Source organism: Cupriavidus sp. 207A1, assembly GCF_057798955.1.
In genome coordinates this window covers 108,248-134,335 of record NZ_JBYOJO010000004.1, presented here as the reverse complement: position 1 = coordinate 134,335, position 26,088 = coordinate 108,248, and the positions used below count along the sequence as shown (strand labels likewise).

At 69.0% G+C, this 26,088-nt stretch carries 22 protein-coding genes and 1 pseudogene; 10 read left to right on the top strand and 13 right to left on the bottom strand.

All coding sequences use genetic code 11. The features are described 5' to 3' along the window. Positions 1–6: 6 nt before the first annotated feature. Positions 7–2,436 (top strand): glycosyltransferase family 4 protein, encoded by a 2,430-nt coding sequence (locus AC3FMM_RS08725; protein WP_488686444.1) that lies wholly within the window; start codon positions 7–9, stop codon positions 2,434–2,436. Here AC3FMM_RS08725 and AC3FMM_RS08720 read toward each other — a convergent pair. Next, positions 2,400–3,119 (bottom strand): Crp/Fnr family transcriptional regulator, encoded by a 720-nt coding sequence (locus tag AC3FMM_RS08720; RefSeq protein ID WP_111516780.1) that lies wholly within the window; start codon positions 3,117–3,119, stop codon positions 2,400–2,402. The genes AC3FMM_RS08725 and AC3FMM_RS08720 overlap by 37 nt on opposite strands. Before the next feature lie 215 nt (positions 3,120–3,334). Here AC3FMM_RS08720 and AC3FMM_RS08715 point away from each other — a divergent pair, with 215 nt between their 5' ends. The 4 genes from AC3FMM_RS08715 to AC3FMM_RS08700 all read left to right on the top strand — a co-directional run bounded on the left by AC3FMM_RS08715 (position 3,335) and on the right by AC3FMM_RS08700 (position 8,221). After that, positions 3,335–4,690 carry a FecR family protein gene (locus AC3FMM_RS08715; RefSeq protein WP_147299351.1) on the top strand — a complete coding sequence of 452 codons (1,356 nt, stop codon included), beginning with the start codon at positions 3,335–3,337 and terminating at the stop codon, positions 4,688–4,690. Beyond that, positions 4,678–6,606 (top strand): CHASE2 domain-containing protein, encoded by a 1,929-nt coding sequence (locus AC3FMM_RS08710; RefSeq protein WP_488686443.1) that lies wholly within the window; start codon positions 4,678–4,680, stop codon positions 6,604–6,606. Before AC3FMM_RS08715 ends, AC3FMM_RS08710 begins: the two co-directional genes overlap by 13 nt. A gap of 139 nt (positions 6,607–6,745) precedes the next feature. Next, positions 6,746–7,948 (top strand): hypothetical protein, encoded by a 1,203-nt coding sequence (locus AC3FMM_RS08705; protein WP_115713862.1) that lies wholly within the window; start codon positions 6,746–6,748, stop codon positions 7,946–7,948. Between the two features lie 132 nt (positions 7,949–8,080). Beyond that, positions 8,081–8,221, top strand: coding sequence for a hypothetical protein (locus AC3FMM_RS08700; protein ID WP_172581850.1), 141 nt, complete (start codon positions 8,081–8,083; stop codon positions 8,219–8,221). A 268-nt stretch (positions 8,222–8,489) separates the two neighbouring features. Here AC3FMM_RS08700 and AC3FMM_RS08695 read toward each other — a convergent pair whose 3' ends face one another. Both AC3FMM_RS08695 and AC3FMM_RS08690 read right to left on the bottom strand, forming a co-directional pair. Beyond that, the gene (locus AC3FMM_RS08695; RefSeq protein WP_115713861.1) at positions 8,490–9,434 is read right to left on the bottom strand and encodes a DUF808 domain-containing protein; all 945 of its coding nucleotides are present in this window, start codon (positions 9,432–9,434) and stop codon (positions 8,490–8,492) included. A gap of 258 nt (positions 9,435–9,692) precedes the next feature. Beyond that, entirely contained in the window at positions 9,693–10,595 is a 903-nt protein-coding gene (locus tag AC3FMM_RS08690) for a LysR family transcriptional regulator (protein ID WP_115713847.1), read from the bottom strand. A gap of 185 nt (positions 10,596–10,780) precedes the next feature. On the opposite strand from AC3FMM_RS08690, the gene AC3FMM_RS08685 reads away from it, so the two are divergent. Beyond that, positions 10,781–11,605 carry a substrate-binding domain-containing protein gene (locus tag AC3FMM_RS08685; protein WP_115713846.1) on the top strand — a complete coding sequence of 275 codons (825 nt, stop codon included), beginning with the start codon at positions 10,781–10,783 and terminating at the stop codon, positions 11,603–11,605. Between the two features lie 139 nt (positions 11,606–11,744). Here AC3FMM_RS08685 and AC3FMM_RS08680 read toward each other — a convergent pair whose 3' ends face one another. Continuing rightward, positions 11,745–12,692 carry a LysR family transcriptional regulator gene (locus tag AC3FMM_RS08680; protein WP_488686442.1) on the bottom strand — a complete coding sequence of 316 codons (948 nt, stop codon included), beginning with the start codon at positions 12,690–12,692 and terminating at the stop codon, positions 11,745–11,747. Between the two features lie 111 nt (positions 12,693–12,803). Between AC3FMM_RS08680 and AC3FMM_RS08675 the strand changes: the two genes are divergently transcribed. The 3 genes from AC3FMM_RS08675 to AC3FMM_RS08665 all read left to right on the top strand — a co-directional run bounded on the left by AC3FMM_RS08675 (position 12,804) and on the right by AC3FMM_RS08665 (position 15,112). Then, a complete protein-coding gene (locus AC3FMM_RS08675; RefSeq protein ID WP_488686441.1) occupies positions 12,804–13,463 on the top strand; it encodes an HAD family hydrolase in 660 nt (219 codons plus the stop codon). Positions 13,464–13,548: 85 nt separating this feature from the next. Beyond that, complete coding sequence (locus tag AC3FMM_RS08670; RefSeq protein WP_488686440.1) at positions 13,549–14,694, top strand: DSD1 family PLP-dependent enzyme; 1,146 nt, start codon at positions 13,549–13,551, stop codon at positions 14,692–14,694. Next, positions 14,684–15,112, top strand: a complete 429-nt coding sequence (locus AC3FMM_RS08665) for a RidA family protein (RefSeq protein WP_115713842.1) — start codon at positions 14,684–14,686, stop codon at positions 15,110–15,112. Before AC3FMM_RS08670 ends, AC3FMM_RS08665 begins: the two co-directional genes overlap by 11 nt. A 60-nt stretch (positions 15,113–15,172) precedes the next feature. On the opposite strand, the gene AC3FMM_RS08660 is transcribed toward AC3FMM_RS08665, so the two are convergent. Together AC3FMM_RS08660 and AC3FMM_RS08655 are read right to left on the bottom strand one after the other, a co-directional pair. Next, positions 15,173–16,810 carry a rhodanese-like domain-containing protein gene (locus AC3FMM_RS08660; protein WP_414248607.1) on the bottom strand — a complete coding sequence of 546 codons (1,638 nt, stop codon included), beginning with the start codon at positions 16,808–16,810 and terminating at the stop codon, positions 15,173–15,175. A gap of 25 nt (positions 16,811–16,835) precedes the next feature. Continuing rightward, complete coding sequence (locus AC3FMM_RS08655) at positions 16,836–17,825, bottom strand: tripartite tricarboxylate transporter substrate binding protein (RefSeq protein WP_488686439.1); 990 nt, start codon at positions 17,823–17,825, stop codon at positions 16,836–16,838. Between the two features lie 223 nt (positions 17,826–18,048). Here AC3FMM_RS08655 and AC3FMM_RS08650 point away from each other — a divergent pair, with 223 nt between their 5' ends. Next, positions 18,049–20,280: a rhodanese-like domain-containing protein gene (locus AC3FMM_RS08650; RefSeq protein ID WP_488686438.1), complete on the top strand. Its 2,232-nt coding sequence runs from the start codon at positions 18,049–18,051 to the stop codon at positions 20,278–20,280. A gap of 29 nt (positions 20,281–20,309) precedes the next feature. Here AC3FMM_RS08650 and metC read toward each other — a convergent pair whose 3' ends face one another. The 7 genes and pseudogenes from metC to AC3FMM_RS08615 all read right to left on the bottom strand — a co-directional run. Further along, positions 20,310–21,491: a cystathionine beta-lyase gene (gene metC / locus AC3FMM_RS08645; protein ID WP_488686437.1), complete on the bottom strand. Its 1,182-nt coding sequence runs from the start codon at positions 21,489–21,491 to the stop codon at positions 20,310–20,312. Beyond that, entirely contained in the window at positions 21,488–22,111 is a 624-nt protein-coding gene (locus tag AC3FMM_RS08640) for a cysteine dioxygenase family protein (protein ID WP_414248610.1), read from the bottom strand. Before AC3FMM_RS08640 ends, metC begins: the two co-directional genes overlap by 4 nt. After that, entirely contained in the window at positions 22,108–22,980 is an 873-nt protein-coding gene (locus AC3FMM_RS08635) for an amino acid ABC transporter ATP-binding protein (protein WP_115713835.1), read from the bottom strand. The genes AC3FMM_RS08640 and AC3FMM_RS08635 overlap by 4 nt, the downstream gene beginning before the upstream one ends. After that, entirely contained in the window at positions 22,967–23,779 is an 813-nt protein-coding gene (locus tag AC3FMM_RS08630; RefSeq protein ID WP_488686436.1) for an amino acid ABC transporter permease, read from the bottom strand. The genes AC3FMM_RS08635 and AC3FMM_RS08630 overlap by 14 nt, the downstream gene beginning before the upstream one ends. Beyond that, on the bottom strand, positions 23,769–24,512 hold the full coding sequence (locus AC3FMM_RS08625) for an amino acid ABC transporter permease (RefSeq protein ID WP_115713833.1): 744 nt from the start codon (positions 24,510–24,512) through the stop codon (positions 23,769–23,771). Before AC3FMM_RS08625 ends, AC3FMM_RS08630 begins: the two co-directional genes overlap by 11 nt. A 170-nt stretch (positions 24,513–24,682) precedes the next feature. Further along, positions 24,683–25,513, bottom strand: coding sequence for a transporter substrate-binding domain-containing protein (locus AC3FMM_RS08620; protein WP_414248699.1), 831 nt, complete (start codon positions 25,511–25,513; stop codon positions 24,683–24,685). A 159-nt stretch (positions 25,514–25,672) separates the two neighbouring features. Further along, positions 25,673–25,930: pseudogene (locus AC3FMM_RS08615) on the bottom strand (tripartite tricarboxylate transporter substrate-binding protein); the annotation flags it as partial. Between the last annotated feature and the right edge of the window lie 158 nt (positions 25,931–26,088).

Below are 26,088 nucleotides of genomic sequence, written 5' to 3'. Positions count from 1 at the left end.
GAACACATGAGAGTAGCGATCGTGGCACCGAGTCCGGTGCCTTTTATCATCGGCGGCGCCGAGAACCTCTGGTGGGGCATGCTGCGCGAACTGAACCGGCGTGCGGGCGTGGTGGCCGAGCTGATCAAGCTGCCGAGCCCGGAGCGCAACCTGATCGAGCTGATCGGCAGCTACCGCACCTTCGCCCGCCTGGACCTGAGCCATTTCGACCTCGTCATCAGCACCAAGTACCCGGCGTGGATGGTCCGGCATCCCAACCATATGGTCTACCTGCAGCACAAGCTGCGCGGCCTCTATGACACTTGCCCGGCGCACCTGGCGCGCCCGCCGGACGCCGCCGCGGTGGCGCGCCTGCGGCTGCCGCCGGGACTCGAGGCAGCCTTGCTGGCGGGCCACGGCGGCGAAAACCTGGATGCCGCGGAGGTGGCCGAGACCCTGCTGGCCGCATTGACGCGCGCGGATGCGCCGCCGGAACTGCTGCATTTTCCCGGGACGTTCGCGCGCGCGGTGGTGCACCTGCTCGACCGCATCGGCATGCAGCCCGGCCATATCCGGCGCTACGCGGCGATCTCGCGCACGGTGCGCGAGCGTGCCTCGCATTTTCCGGCCGGCTGCCAGGTCGAGGTGTGCCATCACCCGACCGGGCTGGAAGGACTGGCGCCAGCCGCGCTGCCGGACGACGCCGGCATCTTCACCGCGAGCCGGCTGGTGGGTGGCAAGCGTATCGACTTGCTGATCGATGCCTATCAGCGCAGCGGCGCGACGCTGCCGCTGCGCATCGCCGGCGCCGGCCCGGAAGAACAGGCCCTGCGCGCGCGCGCGGCGTGCCACGACGGCATTCAGTTCCTGGGCCGGCTCACCGATGCGGAACTGGCCCGGGCCTATGCCCGCGCGGCATTCGTGCCCTTCGTGCCGTACCAGGAGGACTATGGCCTGATCACGCTCGAGGCGATGCTGTGCGGCCGGCCGGTGCTGACCGTCAGCGACAGCGGCGGACCCACCGAGCTGATCGAGGATGGCGTCAATGGCGTGATCGCGGCCCCCGATGCGCAGTCGCTCGGCGCGGCCATCGCGCGGCTTGCGGCGGACCCGGCCGGCGTCGCCACGATGGGCCGACGCGCGCGCGAACGCGCGGCGGCAATCCACTGGCAGGCTTTTGGCGACTGGCTGCTGTCCGGTGCCGCCCCCGCGGCTGCGGCGGCGTGCGCCCCGGCGCCCTGCGCGGCGCATGTGGCAAGCGCGGCCAAGCCCCGCATCGTGGTGGTCAATACGTTCCCGGTCGAGCCGGTGGTCAGCGGCGGCAAGCTGCGGCTGTTCGGCCTGTACCGCCACCTGGCGCAGGCTTTCGAGGTGCGCTTCGTCAACCTGGCCGACACCGCCATGCCGCGCCATGCCAGGCCGCTGGCGCCGGGGGTGGTGGAGGAGGTGGTGCCGGTGACGCCGCGCCTGCGCGAGCAGGCCCGCGACCTCGAACAAAAGCTTGGCGTGTCGGCGGGCGACCTGGTCGCCGCCATGCATCCCGACAGCGTGCCGCAGTGGCTCGAGGCGCTGCGCGAGCAGCTGCGCACCGCGGAGCTGTCGGTTTGCGCGCATCCGTACGGCTTCCCCGCCTTGCAGGCTGCCGGCGTGCCGCGTCCGCACCTGTACGAGGCGCACAATGTCGAGTACGACCTGAAGGCGGGCATGTATGGCCGGCACGCGTGGGCGGCACAGCTGGTGCGGCACTTCGAGCGCCAGTGCGCCGAGCAGGCGTGCGGCGTGACCGCTTGCAGCGAACTCGATGCCGAGCGGCTGCGCGAGCTGTACCAGCTCGACGGAACGCCGGTGGCGGTGCTGGCCAACGGCATCGAGATCGCCGAGACGCCGTTCGTGGCGGTTGCCGAGCGCCACGCCCGCGGGCACCGCCTGGGCAAGGAACGGCCACTGGCCCTGTTCATGGGCAGTGCCCATGGGCCCAATCTCGAAGCCGCCTTGCTGGTGCTGGCGGCGGCCGCGCGCAGTCCGGGGCTGGATTTTGCCATCATGGGCTCGGTCTGCGGCATGATCGACGCCGATGCGCGGCCCGGCAATGTCGCCATGCTCGGGGTGGTCGATGCGGCCGAGAAGTCGCTGTGGCTCGGCCTGGCCGATTACGGCCTCAATCCCGTGCGGGCCGGCTCCGGCACCAACCTCAAGCTGGCCGAGTACACGGCCAGCGGCCTGCTGGTGCTGAGCACGGCGTTCGGCGCGCGCGGCAGCGGCCTGACCGCGTGGGAGGACTTCGTGCCGATCGAGGCCGACGACCTCGCCGGCGCCTTGTGCGCCGCGCACGCGCTCGACGCCGGCCGCCACGGCGCGCTGGTTGCGTCGGCGCGCGCCAAGGTCGCCGCGAGCGGCGACTGGCGCAAGATCGGCGAACGCTACGCCGCCTTTGCCTCGGGTTTCTTGCGTACCTGAATCTCGGCTTCGCCCTTGGCCAGCTTTTCCAGGATGACCGGCTCGCGCACGATCAGCCGGCGCAGGTCTTTCTGGACGATACCGGTGCTGACCAGGGCGTGGATCGCGCGCGACACGGTCTCGCGGCTGACATTGGCCATGATCGCGATGCCCTGCTGGTTGGGCAGGTTCTCGATCGTGACCAGGTTGCCGGTCGGGTTGCGCGCGGCGCTCATCAGGATCGCATAGACGCGCGAGTAGGCCCGGTTCATGCCGAGCATCGAACGGTAGCTGGAGGCCTGGCGGATCGTGTTGCACAGCTTCTGCAGCAGTGTCTCGATCACGCTGGGGTGGTTGTAGAACAACCACTTCGCCTTCTGCCGGGGCAGGAAGCCGACCAGCGAATCGACGCTGGCGACGATCGAGGCGGAGCGGGGCAGGCCGTCGATGATGGACAGCTCCCCGAAATAGTCGCCGGGCTCGACGAAATCGAGCCCCACTTCGCGCCCGTCCTCCGCCAGTGCGATGACCTGCAGCCGGCCGCTCAGCAGCATCATCAGCGAATCGCCGGCGGCGCCGTGGTGAACGACAAATTCCCGCTTGCGAAACCGCTGGATCCGGATCTCGGCCTGCAGCTCGAGCAGCGTTTCGTCATCCAGGCCGGCCAGGAGACGTTGTCGCCTGAGCAGCTCAAGCGGCTTCATTGCTGAAATTCTAGACATGGACGTTACATAGCTGTCACCCCACATCCAAGCTAACACGTCCGCGTTGGCCGCGTTTGTGACTCCTGTCACAAAGCACCGGGCATGGCTCGGTCATCATCATCGCCAGCCTGTCGACGATGCGGGAGCCTCCGGGGCGACCCGCACAGGGGCCGGCGTGCGTCCCCAGGGCCGCACCGAAGTCAGAAGGGGTTGCAATGAAAACGATGATCCGGGGAATGCTGATCGGCTGCCTGTCGATCGGCTGGGCGGTATTGGCATGGGCGCAGGGACCGGCCGAGGTGGGCAAGATTGCGGTGGTGGCCGGCAGCGCCTGGGTCGAGGCGCACGGCCAGCGCCAGCCGCTGCAGGCCGGCAGCGCGCTGCACGAAGGCGTGACGCTGGAGACCGGCAGCGACGGCTATGTCTACGTCAACACGGTGGACCGCGGTTTTGTCAGCCTGCGCCCGAACTCCAGCCTGACCATCGAGGCCTACGCCTACGACAGCGCCGCGCCCGCCAATACCCGGATCAAGCTCAGGTTGAACCGCGGCGTGGTGCGCACCATCTCCGGCGAAGGCGCCCAGGCGGCGCGGGAGCGCTTCCGCATGAACACCCCGGTGGCGGCGATCGGCATCCGCGGCACCGACTTCTCGGTTTTCACCGACGCCCGCACCACGCGTGCCAGCGTGCGTTCCGGCGGCATTGTGATGTCCCCGTTCCTTGCAGGCTGCCGGCCCGCGGACATGGGCCCGTGCGATGGCGGCATGGGGCTGTCGAGCCAGGCCGGCGGCAGCATCCTGCAGCTGCGCCATGGCGAGACCCAGCCGACGCTGCTCGGGCCGCAGTTCCAGCACCTGTCGCCGGAGGCGGTGGCGCCCCCCGGCAAGGACGAGGGGAGCGTCGCCGGCGGACAGGTCAAGACCTCGGCGGTGAGCGCGCCGGCGGTGGTCACCGCCAACGAGATCGCATTCGGCGACGCCGTGAGGTCGCTGCCCGAGCCGCGCCCGGCTCCCGCGCCCGTGCCGGAGCCGCCGGTGGTGCGCCCGCCGCCGCCCGCCCCGCCGGAGGCGCAGAAGCTGTTCTGGGGCCGCTACCAGGCCCTGGCCAACCTGCCCGCGGATACCAGCCTGGACAACCTGCGCGCCGGCGTGCGCGACATTGTGGCGATGGGCGGCTTCGGCCCCTTCGCCATGGTGCGCGACACGCGCGAGCCGATGACGATGCCGGTCACGGGCGTGTTCGGCTTCCAGCTGAAGGGGGCCGAGGCCTACGTGGTGGGCGACGGCAAGGCGACCGCGGCGACCGTCGCCGATCCCTCGCTGGTGATCGATTTCGGCAAGCGCCGCTTCGACACAAGCCTGACCGTCAGCACCGGCCAGCTCCGCCACCAGATGCGGGCGCAAGGCTCGGTGACGGGCGACGGCATCCTGCGCAGCGACCAGGCGGCCGGCAACGCCACCGTGCGCGGCGCGCTGGCCGGCACCGATGCGGCGCAGGCCGGCTACGTGTTCAGCAGCGAGATCGGCGCCTCCGGGCAGACCGCTGTCGGGGCGACAAATTGGGGGCGCTAGGCGCGGCCACGCCGCGCGACTGGCTGCGTCCGGGTCTGTTTGCCGTGGTGCTGGGCGCCTGCGCGCTGCTCGGCAGCGGCATGTGGTCGCCGCGCTGGTTTCACCGCCTGGAGGACCTGATGGCCGACCTGCGCTGGCGGCTGGGGCCGTCCGCGGGCCAGTCGGCGCATGTCGCGGTGGTCGAGATCGACGAGGCCAGCCTGGACATCGTCGGCCCCTGGCCATGGCCGCGCGAGGTCGTGGCCGGGCTGGCGGGAGAACTCTTCACCCGGCACGGAGCCCGCGTGGTAGCCCTGGACATGGTGTTCCCCGAACCGCGGGACGCCGCAGCGGATGCCGCCCTGCTTGCGCTCGCCAGAAGGCACCGGATGGTGTTTTCACAGGCCTTCTACCTGACGCAGCAAACGGCACGCGCCGGCCACCCCGGGGGCGCGCTGCCGGGGCCCGCCGAGCCGTCGGCGCGGGGCGGGCTGGCAGAGGCCCCGGCGGCGACGGGCCATCTCGGCAACTTCTTCGCCGCCGCTGCCGGCGATTGCGTCGGCCATATCACGCCCCAGGTGGACGCCGACGGGGTGGTGCGGCGCATGGCGCCGCTGATCGGCTATGCCGGGCAGCAGTATCCGATGCTGGCCGCGGCTGCCTTGCTGTGCGCAAGGCCCGGCTTGCCCGCGGCGCTGCCATGGACCACGCTGGCGCCGCTGCTGGCGCAGGCCAGGGAGGCGGATGGCTTCGTGCCCATTCCGTGGCGCCACGCGAGCGAAGGGTTCCCGGTATTCAGCGCGGTCGACGTGCTGGCCCGGCGCGTGCCGGCGCAGGCGCTGGCGGGACGTTATGTGCTGGTCGGCGCGTCGGCGCTGGGCCTGTCGGACCATGTCGTCAGCCCGCACGACCCCCGCCTGCCGGGCGTGATGGCGCATGCCGAAATGCTCGACTGGCTGCTGGCCGAGGCTGCCGCGCCCTCGCCGCGGCTGGTGTTGCCGTGGCTGGGCTGGGCCTGGACCGTGGCTACCGTGCTCACGCTAGCGTGGCTGTCGCGCGGCGGCAACCTGCTGACAACCTATGGCGCCCTGACCGGCATGGCCGGGTTATGGCTGCTGGTGCTGCTGGGATTGCCGCCGGGCGCCGCGGGGCGCGCAGCGGTGCTGCCCGTGGTGGCCGCGATCCTGCTGCTGGTCTTGCAGGCGCCCGCTGAGTGGGCGCTGGCGCGCGCGCAGGCGCGGCAGTTCCAGCGCCGTTTCCGCCGCTACCTGCCGCCGGCGGTGATGGAAGCCCTGCTGCGCGAACGCGGCTACGAGGCGATGCTGCCCATGCGCCGGACCGTGACCGTGCTGTTCGCCGACATGGAGGGCTACACCGCGCTGGCCGAAACCATGGCGCCGGAGCGGCTGGTCAAGGTGACCGAGATCGTCCTGGAAGCGCTGACCGCGCAGATCCATGCCGCTGGCGGCACGGTCGACAAGTACATCGGGGATGCGGTGATGGCGTTCTGGAACGCACCGCTCGACCAGCCCGATCACGCGGATCGCGGCCTGGCCTGTGCCTGCGCCATCTTGTCCGGCATGCCGACGCTGAACGCGCGGCTGCAGGCGGCATGCCCGTGGCTGGCGCCGGTGCGGGTCTGCATCGGGCTGCACAGCGGCGACGCTGTGGTGGGTGAGATCGGCTCGCCGCTGCGCAAGAGCTATACGGCCATCGGCGACACGGTCAACATCGCGTCGCGGCTCCAGGACCTGTGCAAGGCGGTCTCGGCCGACCTCCTGGTGGGCGAGGGGACCGCGGCGCTGGCACAAGGCCACGTACTGAAGCCGGTTGGTCGCGCGCGCCTGCGCGGACGCAGCCGGGCCGAGCAGATCTACGCGGTCCGCGGGCGGCCGTGCCCACAGCCTTTCGACCTGTCGGAGCCGGCTGTTGCGTGATGCGCGTGCCCGGTGCACGCGGGCGAGTCTGTGCGCAATGCTGGTGTGGGCGTGCGGTGCCGCGGCCCAGCCGTTGCTTCCCGCGCGGCCGGCCATGCCCGATCGGGCGGCGCCGCACCAGCCGGGATCCCCCGCGAGCATGGGGGCAGACTTGCCGGCGGCGGCTTTTGACGCGGGCGGCGCCTACGAGTCCTTCTACCAGCGCGTCCATGGCGCGATGCGCGACGGCGACTTCGACGCGGCACGGCAGCTGCTGCTCGATGTCGAGCGGCTGCCCCTGCCGCACGCCGGCGCACGGCTCGATATCGCCATTGCCCTGTGCGAACTGGGCGAGCGCGAACGCGCTTTCACGCAGTTCTCCCAGCTGCAGGCCGGCACCGATGTGCCGCCGGCCATCCGGGTGCTGATCGACTCCTATGTGCGGGGTGGATGCAAGCGCCCGGACCCGCGCCTGCGCGGCCAGATTTCACTGCTGGCCGGCTACACCACCAACGCCAACTATGGCCCGGGGGATCCGCTAGTCCCGCTGGCGCCCGGGGCGCCGGTACCATACCTGTTGCTGCAGCCGTCCCAGCTGGCACAGGCCGACCGCTTTGCCGGCATGGACGGCAGCGTGAACTGGGGAACCGGCGGGGTCGAAGGGTTGAACGTGTCCGTTGGCGCCTCGCTCCGCCAATACGCCCAGCGGCAGGACTATAGCCAGTACGGCGCAAGCCTGGCCGCCCACTATGGCCGCGAAACCGGCGCCGGCCTGGTGGAGGGGCAGGCCGCGCTCGGCTATACCTGGCTAGGCGGGCGGCCTTACCAGTATGGCGCCAGCGGGCTGCTGGGCTACTGGCTGCCGGAGCGCCAGCTGGCCGGCAGGCCCTACCGGGTCGGCATCGATACCAGCATGGCGCTCGACCGCTATCCCGACGGCCACGCCTTCGATGCGCGCCGCCACGACCTGCGTTTGCGCGGGCGCCTGGACCTCGCTCCGAACCTGCAGGTGTCGGCCGCCGTCGGCCTCATCCGCGACCTCGCGCGCTACGAGCGCGCGGGCGGCGACCGCGATGGCTACGCCATCCTGGCGAACCTGACATGGCTGCCACAGCCGCGCCACCTGGTGGTGGCGCTCGCGCAGCGCCAGGAACTGCGCGATCGCCAGCCGTACTTTCGCGCGCTGTTCGGCGACACGCGCCGCCGCCAGGTGCTCAGCCAGGTCCTGCTGCGCTACACCTATCGCCATGCGCCGGATCTCTCGTTCTATATCCAGGGCCTGTACCAGCAATCGGACGATTCCATCCCCCTGTTCCGCTATCGCGCCGGGACCGTCAGCACCGGCGTGCTGATGGACTTCTGAGCGGCGCGGCGGAATTCGCGATGGCGCAGGCAGAGACGGTTCTGGCGGAGATTGTGCCGGCGGACACATTTTCATGCGGCCCGCGCTGCCACAATCGCCTGCTGCGCCTGACATGGAAACTTTGCGCGTCTCATGGATTGGGAAAAACTGACCAACGGCGGCCTGGGCGAATTCCATCGCTATCCGCGGCGGGCCCGCCGCAACCGCACCGTGCCTGTCCTTATCGTGCTGGCGGTTGCCGTGGCGCTGGCTGTCGGCTACTGGATGCGCTGAGCCGGACGCTGCCGTGCGCCTGGCGGCGTGGCTGGCACGGGTTCCAACCTCAGCAGGCTGGCGCAGCACGCAAAAAATGCCGCCAGTGCCCGGGGAGCAACTGGCGGAAAATGCGGGGATTAACGGCCGTGTAGACGACCGTTACGCGGCATTCTAGGCGGGCATGCCGGCCACGTCGGTGATGCCTGTCACACCGTCAGGCAGTTCTGTGCGAGATCCCACCAAGGTGGGGTCACCGCCGCATCGACAGTGCGCGCGGCCGCCGCACTTAGCGCGCCGAAGGCCGCAACGCCCGCATGCCGGCCTTCACCACGCTTACCGCCGCCAGCACCAGCCCGCCGGCGACGATGCCGGCAATGCCGTCCAGCAACACCGGCGCCAGCACCGCCAGCACACCGCCGATTGCCGGCACTCCTGCCGCCGCCAGCGCCGTGGCTTCGGTCACGTGGTGCATCGCCGGAATGCCGTGCATCAGGATGCCGCCGCCCACCAGGAACATCGCCGCCGTCCCGGCAAACGACAAGGTCTTCATCAGCCACGGTGCCAGCCTGAGCAAGCCTTGCCCCAGCGCGCGGAGCCCCGCCGACGCCTGCTTGCTCAGGTACAGGCCCGCGTCGTCGAGCTTGACGATGCCGGCCACCAGGCCATAGACGCCGACCGTCATGATGACCGCGATCGCGCACAGGACGGCAAGCCGCTGGCCGAAGGGAGCGTTGGCGACGGTGCCCAGCGAGATCACGATGATCTCCGCCGACAAAATGAAGTCGGTGCGGACCGCGCCCTTGATCTTCTCTTTCTCGAACGCCACCATGTCGACGGCGGGATCCGAGACGGCCTGGACTTCACGTGCGTGGTGTGCGGCGTCCTCGGCCTTGCTGTGCAGGAACCGGTGTGCCAGTTTTTCAAAGCCTTCGTAGCAAAGAAACGCGCCGCCCACCATCAGCAACGGCACCACGGCCCAGGGCGCCCAGGCGCTGATTGCCAGCGCCGCCGGCACCAGGATCACCTTGTTGCGGATCGACCCCAGCGCAACCGCCCATACCACCGGCAGTTCACGCTCCGCCCTGACGCCGCTGACCTGCTGCGCGTTCAACGCCAGGTCATCGCCCAGCACGCCCGCGGTCTTCTTGGCCGCCATTTTGCTCATGACCGCGACATCGTCCAGGATGGTGGCGATGTCGTCGATCAATACCAGCAAGCTTGAACCCGCCATGTCAGGGCCTCCGCGCGCGGCAGTGCTGCCGCTCATGCAGCCAGTTCGTCATCCGGTCATGCTCCTCGGTGTCGTGGGTCGTGCAAGCAGGTTTCGTACCGGCCGCCGGTTGAGCGGCTCGCCGCCTGGCGTCGGCGATGGTGGCCATGACGCATGGGGCGGGCCGTCGGTACCGTGTGGTTTCCGGTGCAGCCGGCGAGATTGTAGAACATGGCTTCGGTCCGGCACCGGCGAGCACCTCGCCGACCGGCCCCTTCGTCAGGCATCACCCGCCATCGACAACGAGATGGTCTCGTACAACGCCTGCGCGGCGGGCTGCAGCGGCTTGTCCCGACGGCGTATCAGCGCCAGTACGCGGTCTACATCCGGCTCGACCAGCGGCACGGCGCAAAGCCGTGGATGATCCGGCGGCACCGCCATGCCGGGCAGCACGGCCATGCCCAGGCCGGCCTCGACCAGCGCGAGCACGCCAACGACGTGGTTGGCCTCGTAGTGAATGGTCGGCCGCTGTTCCAGATGGGCGATGGCGTTCTCGATCAGGGCGCGATTGCCGCTGTGCCGGGACACGCTGACCATCCGTTGTCCGGCCAGTTCCTGCCAGGCCACGCGTTCGCGGCCGGCCCATGCGTGGTCCCGGCGCATTGCCAGCCGGTAGCGTTCGGCGCGGATGGCGCGAAAGTCGATATTGGGCTCCTGCGCGCCCATGAAGTTAAGGCCGAAGTCCGATTCTCCGGACAGCACGCTGGCCAGTACGCTGCTGGCGCTTTCGTCGACCACGCGCACGCGCACGCCGGGATGCCGCCCGGCAAACGCGCGGATCGCATGGGGCAGGCAATGCAGGGCAGCGGACGGTATCGCTGCCACGGTCACCAGGCCGCGTTGCAGCGCGGCTTCATCGCCGAGCCGGAACACGGCGTGGTCCAGGATATCGAGCGCGGCGCGGGCCTCTTCCAGGAACTGGCGGCCGACCTGGGTCACCTCCACCCGACGCGTGGTCCGGTCCAGCAGGCGCGAACCCAGCGTTGTTTCCAGCTTTTCGATGCGCCGGCTCAGCGCGGGTTGCGAAATATGCAGCGCTTCGGCCGCCATGCGGAAACTGCCCTTTTCAGCGGTTGCGACAAAGGCCTGCAAATCTTCCAGGGCGAAATTGATGCGCGGCATGCATGAAACGATCAGAACATTGCAATTCACAGAATAGTCTCGCGTGACTACCCTTGCAATGCCCCGAGCGCGCCGTGGCGACGCGATCAAACCGCGCGGCCTGGCCCGATGGTTGTACGCCGACAGCCTGAAGGCAGCCAGACGACGCGCCGCAGGGCCAGCGATATGGAGCCACAGGAGACAACATGAGACTGAAGACCCTTGCCGGCAGGCACGCGTTGCTGATATTCGTGCTATGGCTGGCCGCGCCGGCCTGGGCCGACGAGATCCGCGTGATCACCTCGGGCGGCTTTACCGCGGCCTACCAGCAACTGGTGCCGCTGTACGAGGCCGCCACGCAGGACCGTGTCATCACCGCGTATGGCGCGTCGATGGGCAATGCGCCCGACTCCATCCCCAGCAGGCTGGCGCGCGGCGAGAGCTTCGATGTCGTGATCCTGGCGGACTCGGGCCTGGACAAGCTGGTCGAGCAAGGCAAGGTGGCCGCCGGCAGCCGGGTCGACCTGGCGCGCTCGCTGATCGGCATGTCGGTGCGCAAGGGCACGCCCAAGCCGGATATCAGCACGGCCGAGGCGCTGAAGCAGACCCTGCTCAACGCGAAGTCCATCGCCTATTCCGCCAGTGCCAGCGGGACTTACCTCTCCACCGAGCTGTTCGCCCGGCTTGGCGTCGCGGAGCAGGTCCAGGACAAGGCGCGCAAGATCTACAGCGAGCGCGTCGGCGCCGTGGTGGCGCGGGGCGATGCCGAGATCGGCTTCCAGCAGGTCAGCGAGCTGCTGCCCTTCAAGGAACTGGACTACGTGGGGCCGCTGCCCGCCGAGCTGCAGCAGAGGGTGTTCTTTTCCGCGGGAACGGTCGCGGGCCGGCAAAGCGCGGCAGCGTCCCGCTTCATCCGATTCCTGGCCTCGCCGGCGGCGGCGTCGATCGTCAGCAGCACCGGGCTGGAGCCCGTGGCCACGCCGCTGCCGCCCCCGGCGCCCCCGGAGCTGGGGCAGGGGCAGAAACGTTGAGCCGGGTCGGCTGCGGGGCATGGATCCGATGCAGTCCTGGCCGTACCCTACCGCAGTGATGTCCGCCTCGAAGTGCGCGCCGCGCGCGTGCCCGTATTTGCGCTAGCCGGCCGGAGGCGGACGTCGGCCGGCTCGCTCGTCATGCCCCGGGCGTGCCCCTGCGCGCCTTTTCCCGCTTCCCGCCTCCCAACGCCTGTTCCAGGAACTGCATCAGGGCCTGCACGCGCGCCGTACGTCCGCGCCGTGTCGGCACCAGCAATGTCACCGGCGCGCTGTCGCATTCCCAGTCGGCCAGCACCCGCACCAGCCGGCCATGCGCGACCGCGTCGGCCGTATCCCATTCCGAACGCAGCACCAGCCCCAGGCCCAGTTCCGCCCACTGGCGTGCAATGCTGCCGTCATTGCTGGTGTAGGCGGGCACTACACGCACGGTCTCGCGCGCCGACGGGCGCCGCCCGGCGCCGGCACCGGGTCGTCGGAAGCGCCACAGGGTCACGTCCTCGTCGTTCTCGCGGATGCAGATGCAGGCGTGCGCGAGCAGCTCGCGCGGCGCTGCGGGCGTGCCGTGCTGGCGCAGGTAGGCCGGGCTGGCGCACAGCCAGCGCGCATTGGGCGCGAGCGTGCGGGCGATCCACGATGAGTCGCGCACGGCGCCGATGTGGATCACGGCATCCGAGTCGTGTCGGTCGGGCCAGGGGGTCTCGCGCAGGTCCAGCTGCAAGCGCAAACCAGCGTGGGCCTGCGCAAAGCGCGCCAGCAGCGGCGCGATATGTTGCCGTCCGTAGCCGAAGGGGGCGGCAATGCGCAGCGTGCCGGTGAGGCGGCTGTCCTCGCGCCGGAAAGATTCGGGCAGCGCATTGAGCTGAGCCAGCAGCGCCGCGGCCTCCCGCGCGAAGCGTTCGCCCTCGGGCGTCAGGCTCAGCCGCCGGGCAGTGCGGGTGGCCAGCGCGAGGCCGAGCGTCGACTCCAGCTTGCGCAGGCGCGCGGACAACGCCGGCGGCGTCACGTTCAGCGCGCGCGCCGCGGCACTGAGCGAAGGCGACTGAGCGAGCGTCTCGACCAGCCGCAAGTCCTCGATCTGGATCATTCACTTCAGCTTAACGATTGATGTTCCAAAATTTAACCACAAGTCACCATATCGCTTCTACATTGGGGACCTCTGACAACCATGCGCAAGCCGCCTTCGCAAAAGTAACTCATGGACCCTAACACTGCGCCCGCCTGGCCTCGTGCCGTGCTGTTCGACCTTCTCACCGCGCTGCTGGACTCGTGGACCGTCTGGAACGCCGCCGCCGGCTCTGAAGCCGCAGGCCGGGCCTGGCGTGCCGAGTACCTGCGCAGGACCTACGGCTGTGGCGCCTACGTGGGCTACGAACAGCTGGTGAGGGAAGCAGCCGAACAGGTCGGCCTGCCGGGGACCGCACCACAGGCGCTCGAAGCGCACTGGGATGAATTGCCGCCGTGGGACGGCGCCCGCGAGCTGCTGCAGGCGCTGCGGCCGCATTGCAAGCTGGCAGTGGTGACCAACTGCTCCGAACACCTGGGTCGCCGCGCTTGCGCCTTATTGGACATCGACTGGGATGTCGTGGTCACTTCCGAAGCAGCCGGTTACTACAAGCCGGATCCGCGCCCCTATCGACTGGCCCTGGAGCAGCTCGGCACGCGGGCAGCGGATGCTGCCTTCGTCGCGGGTTCCGGCTACGACATGTTCGGTACGGCGGCGGTGGGGTTGCGCACGTATTGGCACAACCGCGTCGGGCTGGCCTTGCCCGCCGGCGCGCCGGCGCCGGAAGCCGAGTTTTCGACCTTGGCGCCCGCCCTGCCGTGGCTGCGCTCCTTTCATGCTGCAAGCCGCTAAGGAGGCCGACATGACAGGCATGCCTTCCACGATGAGCCGCTGAAGGCAAAGAGCCAGTTCCTGGACTGAACGCATCAAGGACGATATGACCCATTCCGCCGCATCGCTGACGAGCCTGGAAACCCCTGCAGCAATCATCGACACCGTGCGCATGCACCGAAATATCCGTCGCATGCAGACGCGCATGGACGCGCTTGGCGTGCGTTTCCGCCCGCATGTCAAGACCAGCAAGTGTTCGCCGGTCGTGCACGCGCAGATCCTGGCGGGCGCCAGCGGCATCACTGTGTCGACGCTGAAAGAGGCGGCGCACTTCTTTGACGACGGCATCACCGACATCCTCTACGGTGTAGGCATGGTTGCCAGCAAGCTGCCACAAGCCCTGGCGCTGCGCCGGCGGGGCTGTGACCTCAAGCTCGTGACCGACAGCGTGGATTCGGCACGCGCCATCGTTGCCTTCGGTGCGGAGCATGGCGAAGCATTCGAAGTCTGGATCGAGATCGATACCGACGGCCACCGCTCCGGCATCCGCCCGGACCAGCCGGCGCTGCTGGACGTCGCAGCCGTACTGCATGAAGGTGGTGCGCGCCTCGGTGGCGTGATGACCCACGCAGGTTCCAGTTACGACCTGGACACGCCCGAGGCACTGGCCGCGATGGCCGAGCAGGAACGGGCCGGCTGCGCGCTTGCCGCCGAGCGGCTGCGCAACGCCGGTTTTCCTTGCCCGGTGGTCAGCGTGGGCTCGACACCCACGGCCCTCTGCGCAAACAGCTTGCAGGCGGTGACCGAAGTGCGCGCCGGCGTCTACGTCTTCTTCGACCTCGTGATGCGCAACGTGGGCGTGTGTGCGACGGACGACGTCGCGCTCAGCGTGCTGACCACCGTGATCGGCCACCAGGCCGAAAAGGGCTGGGCCATCGTCGATGCTGGCTGGATGGCCATGAGCCGCGACCGCGGCACGCAGAAGCAGAAGCACGACTTCGGCTATGGCCAGGTGTGCGGAGTCGATGGCGCGGTGATTCCAGGCCACATCCTCAGCGGCGCCAATCAGGAACATGGCATCGTGTCGCGCCAAGGCGGGACGGACGCCGACATCGCCACGCGCTTTCCGATCGGCACGCTGCTGCGCATCCTGCCCAACCATGCCTGCGCCACCGGTGCGCAGTTCCCAACGTATCAGGCTCTCGCCGGGGATGGCGAGCTCACCCAATGGAGCCGCTTGCATGGCTGGTGATCGCAACGAACGGAATAGCGCGGTGCGGACCATTGAGCCCCCCACGCTGGCGGCGCCCGGGGGGCACTACAGCCACGCCACGGTCGCCAACGGTATGGTCTTCGTCTCCGGCCAGCTCCCGCTCGCATCGGACGGACGCAAGCTCGTCGACGCCTCGTTCGAGGCGCAGGCGCAACAGGCGCTGGCCAATGTGGAGGCAGCACTGGTTGCCGCGGGCAGCGGCATCGAGGGGCTGACCCAGGTGCGCGTCTATGTCGACAGCATCGAGAACTGGCCCGCCTTCAACCAAGTCTATGCCGCGTGGGCGGGAGCGGCGCGGCCCGCGCGGGCCGTGGTGCCGACTGGCGCGCTGCACTTCGGCTTGAAGGTCGAGGTGGAAGCGGTGGCGGTCGTGTTGCGCGATGCCGCGAACTCTTGATGGGAGCGGCTGGCCTGGCGAGGAAAATCGCCGCCGAAGCGTGACGTATTCCGGTTTTTGCTATGCGCGCTTTGTCCCGCCCGCCTCGGACGACGGGTTGCGCGTATCCGCCGGAACGCGGAACCCTTGCAGTTCATCAGCCGCGCACTGGGCGATCAGCCCGGTCTCCCAGGCCAGGTACGCCCTGGCGGCATCCTGGTTGCCCTCGTGGCGGTCATGCACGAAAAACAGATAGTCGATGCGCGCCGCCGGCGGCAACGGCTCGGCCTCGACGGCTTGCGCCAGGCCGGCCGCCAGCCACGTCTGGTAGCCCGCCTCGGTGCGGAACACATTGGCATAGCCCGCATCCAGCAGATCTTTCCACGCCAGGGCGGCCACCTCGGCCTCGCTCGCCAGCAATACCACCGGATCGTCCGGCGTTGTACCGAGCGACTGCAAGGTTTGCAGCAGGCGCGGCCGGATCGACCAGACGGAGCCTTGCGCGTGGCCCTGATTGAACGCAGCGCTCTCGCGCAGATCGATGACCGCCAGCGCCGCGGCCTCGCCGTGCAGCGCGCGCAGCTGATCGACGCCGAGTACACGCGGGCCCGCACCAAGATCCGGCTGCGGCCTCGCCGGCACCGTGACCGCGGCATCGACGCCTTGCGCAAGGACGGCGCTCTCAAAGCCAAGCTGGTGCAGCCAGCTGGCGGTCACCGGGGCGCGCACACCGTCATCGTCGAACACGATGACACGGCTGCCGCGCACCCCGATGTAGCGGTCCGTGGCCTGGATCAGTTGCCCGCCGGGGGCGTGGACGGCGCCGTCGATCGAGCGCCGGGCGAATTCTTCCGCGGTGCGGATATCGAAAAGGTAGGTCGTACGGCGGTCGTCATCCAGCCATTGCTGGGCCTGCGCCGTCGACAGCGACGGCAGGCCGAAGCGCTGCAGCAGCCGGGCGGATCGATCGCGCGCAGCCTGCAGCACCGGGGCGGAGGGTACGGCGTCGGCGAACCGCTCGCTGCCGTGTTCCAGCGCATGACCGGCGAGATACCAGCCCTGCGTGCCGTTCTCGAGCGCGAGCACCGGGTTGGGCAGGCCGAGGTTCAAGAGCGTCTGCGCGCCAATGATGCTGCGCGTGCGCCCCGCGCAATGCACGACGACCGGCGTGTTGGGATCAGCCAGCAGCGCCGGCAGGCGCAGCGCAAGCTCTCCGTTGGGACAGCCCAGCGCGCCGGGGATGGTCATCTTGCGGTGTTCTTCGTCGGTACGGCCGTCAACCAGCACGAACGGTTCACCGGCGGCACGGCGTGCGACCAGCGCATCGGCGCTCAGATGCGGGGTGTGCTGGATCTGCTCGACCCATTCGCCAAACGTCTTGGATGGCACGTTCACGCCTTTGAACAAGGTGTATCCGGCAGCCGCCCACGCTGGTGCACCGCCGGCCAGCAGCGTCACGTCAGCGTAGCCGAGTGCCGCAAGCCGCCGCGCCGCGCGCGTTGCCACGTCGCCGGCACCGTCGTCGAACAGGACGATACGCTCGGTGCGGCGCGGGGCCAGGCGGCCAGCTTCCAGTTCCAGTCGGCTATAGGGCAGGGGCACGGCGAAGAAGGGATGGCCTTCGCCGTACTGGCCATGCTCGCGCACGTCGAACAGGGCCAGCGACTGGCCGTCATTCAGCCACTTGCGCAGCGTGGTGGCGTCGATGGTATGGATCATGTCAGTCAATGGGGGATGTACGCTGTCAGCGCAAGGCGATGCCCGATGAGGCGATCACGGCGGCGTATCGGGGCAGGTCGCGCGACAGCGTGGCGTCCAGTTCCTGCGCCGACGACGCGACCACGACATAGCCCGCGTCTTCGAGCTGGCTGCGCGTGGCGGGTGCGTGCAGCACCGCCGCCACATCGCGGCTGATACGGTCCACCACGGCGGCCGGGGTTGCAGCCGGGACCAGCAGTCCCTGCCAGCTCTCCACGGAGAATCCCGCAGCCCCGGCTTCGGCCAGCGTGGGCACCTGCGGCAGTGCCCTGGAGCGATAGGGCGTCGTGACCGCCAGCGCCGTGAGCTTGCCTGCCCTGACATAGTCGGTCACGGCAGCCAGGGTAATCAAGGTGGCGTCGATGTGGCCGCCAAGCAGGTCCACCGTAGCCGGCGCGCCACCGGCATAGGGAATGTAGTTGACCTTGAAGCCCAGCTGACGCGACAGCATCTCATGCGCGACGTGCGCGATGCCGCCATTGCCAGGCAGCCCGAGTGCCAGTTCCCCCGGCTTGCGGCGCGCCAGAGCCAGGTAATCCTGGAAGCTCCTTACCCCCAGGTCCGGCCTGACCACCAGCACCTGCGGGTTCACCACGGCCTTGGTGACGCCACGAAAGGCATGGCTGGTGTCATACGGCAGGTTCCTGTACAGCGAGGCGTTCAGCGTCACGCCTTCGCCGCCAAGCAGCAGCACGTGACCGTCGGGACGGGCCTTGGCCACCTGCGCCGCGCCGATGGTGCCGCTGGCGCCGACCACGTTGTCCACCACCACCGGCTGCTGCCACACTTCACTGAGCCGGGTGGCAAGGGTGCGCGCGAGCTTGTCAGCGCTGCCGCCGGGCGCCACCGGTACCACGATCCGCACCGGCCGCGCGGGAAACGCGGCGTCGGCGGCGGTTGCCGCAAGCGGCTGGGCAGCCAGCATCGCTGGCGAAAGCACAAGGAGGAGGGCGCGGAGAACGTTGCGGCGGAGCATGGTGATGACCTGGGGAGAGCCTGCAGGCCGTCGTGGGTGCTTGCATGACGGCCAATCGGACCGTCAAGCTTACGAAGCCGGCCGAACCGCACCAACGAATGTTTGAGCCTATGGATATGCGGTGTGCGTGGTGGCGACGGCCGGTCGGGGTGGAAGCGGACAGCATGTCGATACGCGAAAGCCTTCTTTGGCACCCCGTTGGTCGCGGCGTTACAGTCGCCGCATGACCCAACAGAACCTTTCCCCATCAGCGGTGCCGGGCAGCGACGTTGCCAGCCGGCGCCACGCGGCCGTGGCCGCATTCATCGCCGAGGCAAGACAGTTGCTGGAGCGAGCAGAGCCTGCCGACCGCGAGACGCTGCAGACGGTGGCGCGGGCGCTGGAGCGGCTGGGCGCGCAACGCGACTTGTTCCCGTCGGCGCAGTTTCCGGTTTCGGCCGACAATCCCGCGCAGGTCTATCGCCTTTCCGAAGATCTCGATGGCCGTTATGCGCTGTACGTGTCGGCCGGGCTGCCTGGCAAGGCGCAGCCACCGCATGACCACACCACCTGGGCCATCATTGCCGGCATCACCGGCAACGAGCGCAATGTCTTTTATCGTCGCGAGGCCACCGACGACCCCGCACGCGCTCGCCTGACCGAGACCGGCCGCAGCGATGTCGTCAGCGGCAGCTCCGTCACGCTGTTGCCCGACGACGTCCATACCATCGAGCTGGTTGGCAACGAGCCCGGCCTGCACCTGCATTTCTATGGCCTGGCGCTGGACCGGCTGGGTGGGCGCGTGGTGTTCGAAGGCGCCGCGGGCGGCAGCTATCGGCATTTCGGGCCGCCCAGGCATATCGCCCATGCCGCCATCGACGCCATCGCGCTGAAGGCGGCGCTGGCCGACGGCGACGAGATCGCGCTGCTGGATGTGCGCGAGACCGGGGTCTTCGTGCGCGGGCATCTGCTGCTTGCGGCCTCCGCCCCGTTGTGGCGGCTGGAGCTGCTGGCCGACCGGCTGGTGCCGCGCCGCGACACCCGCATCGTGCTGACCGATGGCGGCGATGGCGGCGATGGCGGAGATAGCCTGGCGCACCAGGCCGCGGCCAAGCTGCTGCGCCTGGGCTGGCGCAACGTGTCGGTGCTGAGCGGCGGCACGCAGGCATGGGCGGCGGCCGGGTTCGAGATCTTCAGCGGCAGCAACGTGCCCAGCAAGGCCTTCGGCGAAGTGATCGAGCACCAGAAGCACACGCCATGGATCAGCGCCGAAGAACTGCAGCAGCGCCTCGAGCGCGGCGATGACCTGGTGGTGGTAGACAGCCGCACCACCGAGGAATTTGCCGATTTCAGCCTGCCGTTCGCGCACAGCCTGCCCGGCGCGGAACTGGTCTACCGCATCGGCGAGCTGGCGCCGCGCCCCGAAACGCTGGTCGTGGTCAACTGCGCGGGGCGCACCCGCAGCATCGTTGGTGCCCAGACGCTGATCGACGCCGGGGTGCCCAACCCCGTGGTCTCGCTCAAGGACGGCACCATGGCCTGGCTGCTGAATGGCCGCACGCTGGCGCACGGACGCCATACGCCGCTGCCCGAGCCGGCCCGCGCGACCCGTGACGCCGCCCGGGCCCGTGCCGAGGCCGTGGCCTGCCGCGCCGGCGTGCGCCGTCTCGATGATGCCGGCCTGGCGCGGCTGGAGCGCGAAGCCGGCCAGCACACCTTGTATCGCTTCGATGTGCGCACGCGAGGCGAATACGAGGCGGGCCACCTGCCGGGCTGGCGCTGGGCGCCAGGCGGGCAACTGGTGCAGGCGACGGACGAATACGCGGCAACGCGCCATGCGCGGATCGTGCTTGCCGACTGGGATGGTGTGCGGGCGCTGACCACCGGCGCATGGCTGGCGCAATTGGGCGCGCATGAGGTGTTCGTGTATGCCCCGCCGGCCGACGCCGCGGTGGACACCGGCCCGGAGCCGCTGCGCGTGTTGTCGTCGCGGCCGGCAGCCCAGTCGGTGTCCGTGCAGCAGGCCGAGGCGCTGTTGCAGGCGGGCCGTGCGCGCATCTTCGACGTCGAGCGCCGCGCCGCCTATGAGAAGCGCCATGTTGCCGGCGCACAGTTCGCCGTGCCAGACCGGCTGGAGGCGCTGATTGCCCGGATTCGCGCCGATGACGTAGTGCTGATCACGTCGTCGGACGGCGTCCTCGCACGCATCGCGGCGGCGGAGCTGTCGGCGCGCAGCGGCCGTGACGTGCGCTTCCTGGCCGGCGGCACGCAGGCCTGGACGGCCGCAGGGCTATCCACCGGCAGCGGCGCGCAGGGCGTGCTGACCGGCGAGGACGATTACTGGTACAGCCCCTACCACCACGCCGATGTGGCGCAGCGCGACGCGGGCTTCCGCGCCTACCTGGACTGGGAGATCGGCCTGGTTGCGCAGCTCGAGCGCGAGGGGGACATCGGCATCCGGTTGCTGGCGCACTGAAAATCCAACCACGGCGCGCGCAGCCCATATCACGCCAGTGTGAGGTGGAAGGCCTGGTCCAGATCGGCCAGCAGGTCCTGTGTGTCTTCGAGTCCGACGTGCAGCCGCACCACGGGTGCATTGCCTTGCCAGGCCCGGTGTTCGCGCAGCCGTTCCGGCGGGGCGACCAGCGCCAGGCTTTCATACCCGCCCCAGGAGGCGCCGATCGAGAACCACCGCAACGCGTCGACGAACGCACTGGCCGCGCTCGCCCCGGCGTCTTGGAATGCGAACGACACCAGCCCGCTGGCGCCGCTGAAGTCGCGTTGCCACAGCGCATGGCCAGGGTCTTCGGGTAGCGCCGGGTAAAATACGCGGCCCACCTGGGGATGGCGCTGCAGCCATTGCGCGACCTCGGTGGCGTTGCGCTGGTGCTGGGCCAGGCGCAACGGCAGCGTGCGCAGGCCGCGCAGCGACAGGTAGGCGTCGTCGGCGCCGATGGCAAGGCCGAGCGCCTCGTGCGCGGTGGCGACGCGTTCCGCCAGCGCGGGGCTGTCCACCACCACCGCGCCCTGCATCACGTCGGAATGCCCGGCAATATACTTGGTCGCGGCCTGGATCGAGATATTGGCGCCGAGCTTCAGGGGCTGCAGGAACCACCCGCCGCTCCAGGTATTGTCCACGGCCACCGGCACGCCCCGATCGCGCGCCACCGCGGCCAGCTTTGGCAGGTCCAGCACCTCGAACAGCAACGAGCTTGGCGATTCCAGATAGACGAGCCTGGTCTCTGACCGGATCAGCGCGGCAAGGTCGTCATGCGCCGGCGAAAAGTATTCGACCGAGATCCCCAGGCGCCGCAGCAGCGTCTTGTCGACGCGCCGCACGGGCGCATAGACGCTGTCGGAGACCAGTACATGGTCGCCGGGGCCGAGCAGGGCAAGCAGCACCAGCGTGATCGCCGACAGCCCGGAGGGCGCCAGGAATGCGCGATGCCCGCCTTCGAGCGTGGTCAGCGCGTCTTCCAGCGCCTCATGCGTGTCCAGCCCGTGGCGGCCGTAGGAGGCGATGCGTTCGCCTGCGGCACGGCAGTGCTGGCGCGATTCCAGCGCCTGTTGGCTGGCAAAGCGCACCGTACTGGTTCTCACCACGGGTACATTGACCGGGCCTGCGCCGTCGCGCAGCGTCGGCGCCCCCGCATGCAGCAAGCGCGTATGTCTGCCCGCTTCGCTCATGCCATCACCTTGCTCGGCTGCATCTGCGTGGCGTTGTAATTGACGATTTCACCAGTTTCCGGATGCACGCCGTAACGGCCCGTCAGCGTTTCAAGCGGGCGGCCATAGCAGTGGAAATGCAGCGTCGGCGCATCGCCAACCACATGGATGCTGTGGATGTCGTCAGGCAGGAAGGCGATCGGCGTGCCGGGCTCGACCGTCAGTTCGCGCGCGACTTCCAGCCGGGCGAAGGCCGGGTCGCTGCGGTCGTCGGTGCGGCGATAGACCCGATTGAACTCGCGGCCTTCCACGGCGACGATCACGGCCCAGGTGTCGTGGTTGTGCGGGATGGTGGTCTTGCCCGGACGGATCGAGTTCAGGTACAGCGCGGCGGCGTCGTCGCCGTCATCGGGGTTCAGGCGGTAGCGCGTCGAAGCGCCGCTGGCCGTATCCGCCGGGGGCGGAAAGTCCTCGCGGGTGAATAGTTCACGCTGCGCCGCCAGCGCCTGCAGGCGCGCGGCCACGGCATCGAGCGCCGCGCGGTCGGGCTGGCCGGCAGCCAGGCGCCGGATGTCGATCAGTGCGGCGGCCACTGCCTTGCGGCGGGCCGCCTGACGTTCGGCGGGAGAAGAATGGCTCATGGTGCGGAGACTCCGTCAGCGGGAAAGGGGGAAGGCGCCGGCGCGAAGGCGGCATCGAATTCGGCCGGCAGGCGCGGGATCGCGCCCAGCGCGCGGCGCAGGAACGCGCGCGTGCGTTCGTGCTGCGGCTTGCCGAAGATCTGGGCCGGCGGGCCGTGCTCGACGATGCGGCCAGCCTCGGTAAAGTAGATCTGGTTGCTGATCTCGGCGGCGAAGCGCATTTCATGCGTCACCAGTACGCAGGTCATGCCATCTTCGACAAGCTCGCGGATCACGGTCAGCACTTCGCCGACGGTCTCGGGATCGAGCGCCGAGGTCACCTCGTCGAACAGGATCAGCTCGGGCTGCATCGCCAGCGCGCGCGCGATCGCAACGCGCTGTTGCTGGCCGCCGGAGAGCTCGCCCGGGTAGGCACTGGCCTTGTCCGACAGCCGCACCCTGGCGAGCAGCGCCCGCGCCTCGCGCTCGGCATCTGCGCGCGGCCGGCCGATGACCCGGGTCGGGGCAAGCACCAGGTTCTCCAGCACCGTCAGGTGCGGGAACAGGTTGTATTGCTGGAACACGAAGCCCACCCGCTTGCGCAATGCGATGAACTCATCCTCGCCGCGCAAGGTCTCGACGGCGGTGTCGCCGACGCGAATCTGCCCGCGCTGCGGCCGCAGCAGGCCGGTGATGCAGCGCAGGATCGTGCTCTTGCCGGATCCGGACGGGCCGATGATGGTGACGGCTTCGCCGCGGCGCACGTCCACGTCGATGCCGCTTAGCACGGCGTTCGCGCCAAAGCTCAGGTGGACGTCGCGCAGCTGTACCAGCGGGGTCGCCGCGTGGCTGCCGGTGTCCCGGCGCAGGAAGGACTCAGTGGCGTTCATGGCGGCGTTCCAGCGCACGGGTCGCGCGCGCGATCGGGTAGCAGTAAGCAAAAAACAGGACCAGCAGACTGAAGTAGACCAGGATCGTGAAGTCGGTGCGCGCCACCGTGTTGCTGGCAACCTGCGCGGTGTCGACCACGTCGTGGACGCCGACCAGCGATGCCAGCGACGTGCTCATCGTGATGCTGGCGTACAGGTTCATCCATGGTGGCAGCATGCGCCGCAGGCACTGCGGCAGCACCACAAGGCGGAAGATCTGGCGGCGGCGCAAGGCGAGCGACTGCGCCGCTTCCCATTGCGCGCTCGGGATCGACTGGATCGCGCCGCGGAAGATCTCGGCAACGTTGGCGCTCGCCGGCAACGCAAGGCCCAGCACGACCTTGAGCCAGTCCGGGAACGGAAACGTCCAGTGCACCAGGTGCAGCTCGAACGGGAACACATAGGTGGTGAAATAGACCAGTACCAGCACCGGCGCGTTACGAAACGCCTGCACCCAGGTGCGCGTGAACCCGCGCAGCGCTGCATGCGACGACAAGGACAGCGCGCCGATCAGCAGGCCGGCGACGGTGCCGAGCGCCATGGCGAACACGCTGATCTCGATATTGGCCAGCAGCCCGCGCAGCAGCGCAGGGGTCCAGGTCCAGAGGCTGCGCAGCGCCGCCGGGGTACTGTCGGCCAGGGTCCAGAACAGCAGCAATGCCGCCACCGCGGCGCATGCGAGCCACCAGGGGGCGCGCAGCGCGCGCGCCTGCAATGGCGGGCGGCCGCTGGCGGCCGGGAGAATCGATTCACTGGCCATAGCCGGGCATCCTCAGTTGGCTTTCCAGCCAGCGACCTGCACGGCTGACCAGCCAGGTCAGCAGGCCGAACCAGGCCAGGATCAGCAACAGCAGTTCGAGCACGTTGTCGCGCTGGGTCCAGATCATGATGGATTCATAGGTCACGTCGCCGACTGCGATGGCCGATGCCACGGCAGTCATCTTGACCAGGTCCACCACGTTGTTGACCAGTGCCGGCAAGGCAAAGCGCACCGCCAGCGGCAGTTCGACCTGGAGCAGCAACTGGCGCCGCGAGAAGGCCAGCGAACGCGCCGCCTCCAGCGTGATGCGCGGCACCGCCTCGATACCGGCGCGCAGCGCCTCGGCATGGAACACCGCCTTGTGCAGCGAGACCACGATCACCACCCAGACGAAGGGCGTCAGCGGATTGCCGGTGCCGCGGCTGGCCAGCTGCTGGGTAATCAGCATGTTGAGCACCAGGAACGCGCAGTAGAGCTGCACCAGCGTGGGCGTGTTGCGCGTGAGTTCGACAAAGGCGCGGGCCGGCGCGGCAAGGGCGCGGCGGCCCGAGGTGAGCATCGCCGCCAGCACGATGCCGGCGGCGAGGCTGCAGGGAATGGTGAGCAGGCAAAGCTCCAGCGTCACGACCAGGCCACGCAGGAACGCTGAACGTTCACCCGCGTCGAGAACGAAGGCATAGTCAAGCCCCAGCGGCTTGAGCGTGGCGACAACCGAGGCGAGGATATCGGTCATGCCGCCACCTCCGCTTGCGCCGGCTGCGGCGCATGGCCAGGTCGGCATGCCTTCATGGCCTTTCACGCTCTGCAAAGACGGCGAAGTCGCCCGGCGAGATGGCCGGGGATGGAAGGAAGACTCTTTTCATAGCAGAAGGGCGCCGTAACGCAGGGGCCCGAGGGTCCCACTCAGGACGCGTTCTTGAAGCGTGCTTGCAGTTCGGGCAGCAGAGGCTGCGGCGGCGTGATGCCAAGCCGCTTTTCCGTGGCGATCAGCCAGCCCGTGCGGTGCCATTCCTGGACGATCTTGTCCACTGCGGCGATGGTGTCCGTCTCGCCCTTGCGGGTCCAGACCACCGAAGGCGCAGGCAGGATCTCGGTGGGAATCGGCGCGGCGTAGTCGGTCCAGTCGGCATTGCTGCGGACCAGCGGGTGGATCAGCGTTGCGTCGTGGACCGCGGCCACGCACTGGCCGCCCCGCAGAGCCAGCAAGGATTCGGCGGAGGTCTTGAAGCCGCGTACCTGCGCGCCGTACTGCTCCTGCAGCGGCTTGACGTAGCTGCTGCCCTGCGACGCGCAGACGGTCTTGCCGCGCAGGTCGTCCCACTTGGCGATACCGCTGCGCTTTGACACCGCTGCGGTCCCGCCGACGCGGTAAAACGGCGTTGGCGCATAGCCCAGCAGCTCGCCGCGCTCGGGGTTGTATTCCATCGACGCAATCAGCAGGTCCACCTTGCCTTGTTGCAGGAACTGCACGCGATTGGAGGGCTGCACAGGAACCAGTTCGGCTTCCACGCCCAGGCGTTTTGCCAGGTCACGGGCCAGGTCGGGATTCCAGCCAACGGGCTGTTGCGTGACGGGATCGATCGAGCCGAACAGGCTGCCGCCGACGAGCACGCCGATGGAGACCTTGCCGCGCTGCTTGATGCGATCCAGCGTGGCATCTGCCCAGGCGGCGTTGATGGTAAGGCAGGACAGTGCCGCGGCAGCGGCGAGGCGAAGGAACGGGAGCGCGGGCATGTCTGAGCATAAGAACAAGGAGGAGACGATGCTATCGCCCTGCGCCCCAGCAAACAAAGAAGGCTTTCGGATATGGATATACAGGTGCGAGGCCCAATGCGGACCGGACATGGTTGCACCAGCCTTGCGGAGGTCAGGCCCCTTGCGGACCGGCGCCGGCGTACCGGCCGGGGCCGCGATGCCGGTCCACGAACTGAGGTTCAGCTGCGGATAGCCGAGCTCGGCGGGTGTCGGCACGTCGGGCAGTTGTGGCAGGCGATGCTCCGAGGCCACGGCCAGCGCGCGCACTTTGCCTTCCTTTATGTGCGGCAACATGATGACGAGGTTGTCCAGTATGGACTTGAAATGGCGGGTGGAGGTCAAGGCCACGGTCACCACCGTGGTCACGGTGCACACTCTGCCGCGCTGCTTGTACATGTTTCCAGTCACGCCCTCGCACCCTGAAGATCATCTGCTCGTTGCCAGGGCTCCAGCGCAGCCGGATCCGTTCCTTCCACTTCCCGCTGGTGGTCGGCAGAAGGCGGACGCTGACCACGCAAGTCGGCATCCCGGCGACATCTTTCTCGACGACGGTT

Coding starts and splice junctions, on each gene's coding strand:
- AC3FMM_RS08715 (WP_147299351.1), top strand. CDS start 3,335: ATGAAAACGATGATCCGGGGAATGCTGATCGGCTGCCTGTCGATCGGC.
- AC3FMM_RS08650 (WP_488686438.1), top strand. CDS start 18,049: ATGACCCAACAGAACCTTTCCCCATCAGCGGTGCCGGGCAGCGACGTT.
- AC3FMM_RS08660 (WP_414248607.1), bottom strand. CDS start 16,810: ATGATCCATACCATCGACGCCACCACGCTGCGCAAGTGGCTGAATGAC.
- AC3FMM_RS08620 (WP_414248699.1), bottom strand. CDS start 25,513: ATGCCCGCGCTCCCGTTCCTTCGCCTCGCCGCTGCCGCGGCACTGTCC.
- AC3FMM_RS08675 (WP_488686441.1), top strand. CDS start 12,804: ATGGACCCTAACACTGCGCCCGCCTGGCCTCGTGCCGTGCTGTTCGAC.
- AC3FMM_RS08670 (WP_488686440.1), top strand. CDS start 13,549: ATGACCCATTCCGCCGCATCGCTGACGAGCCTGGAAACCCCTGCAGCA.
- AC3FMM_RS08680 (WP_488686442.1), bottom strand. CDS start 12,692: ATGATCCAGATCGAGGACTTGCGGCTGGTCGAGACGCTCGCTCAGTCG.
- AC3FMM_RS08640 (WP_414248610.1), bottom strand. CDS start 22,111: ATGAGCCATTCTTCTCCCGCCGAACGTCAGGCGGCCCGCCGCAAGGCA.
- AC3FMM_RS08655 (WP_488686439.1), bottom strand. CDS start 17,825: ATGCTCCGCCGCAACGTTCTCCGCGCCCTCCTCCTTGTGCTTTCGCCA.
- AC3FMM_RS08695 (WP_115713861.1), bottom strand. CDS start 9,434: ATGGCGGGTTCAAGCTTGCTGGTATTGATCGACGACATCGCCACCATC.
- AC3FMM_RS08690 (WP_115713847.1), bottom strand. CDS start 10,595: ATGCCGCGCATCAATTTCGCCCTGGAAGATTTGCAGGCCTTTGTCGCA.
- AC3FMM_RS08705 (WP_115713862.1), top strand. CDS start 6,746: ATGGGGGCAGACTTGCCGGCGGCGGCTTTTGACGCGGGCGGCGCCTAC.
- metC (WP_488686437.1), bottom strand. CDS start 21,491: ATGAGCGAAGCGGGCAGACATACGCGCTTGCTGCATGCGGGGGCGCCG.
- AC3FMM_RS08685 (WP_115713846.1), top strand. CDS start 10,781: ATGAGACTGAAGACCCTTGCCGGCAGGCACGCGTTGCTGATATTCGTG.
- AC3FMM_RS08635 (WP_115713835.1), bottom strand. CDS start 22,980: ATGAACGCCACTGAGTCCTTCCTGCGCCGGGACACCGGCAGCCACGCG.
- AC3FMM_RS08665 (WP_115713842.1), top strand. CDS start 14,684: ATGGCTGGTGATCGCAACGAACGGAATAGCGCGGTGCGGACCATTGAG.
- AC3FMM_RS08700 (WP_172581850.1), top strand. CDS start 8,081: ATGGATTGGGAAAAACTGACCAACGGCGGCCTGGGCGAATTCCATCGC.
- AC3FMM_RS08625 (WP_115713833.1), bottom strand. CDS start 24,512: ATGACCGATATCCTCGCCTCGGTTGTCGCCACGCTCAAGCCGCTGGGG.
- AC3FMM_RS08630 (WP_488686436.1), bottom strand. CDS start 23,779: ATGGCCAGTGAATCGATTCTCCCGGCCGCCAGCGGCCGCCCGCCATTG.
- AC3FMM_RS08725 (WP_488686444.1), top strand. CDS start 7: ATGAGAGTAGCGATCGTGGCACCGAGTCCGGTGCCTTTTATCATCGGC.
- AC3FMM_RS08720 (WP_111516780.1), bottom strand. CDS start 3,119: ATGAAGCCGCTTGAGCTGCTCAGGCGACAACGTCTCCTGGCCGGCCTG.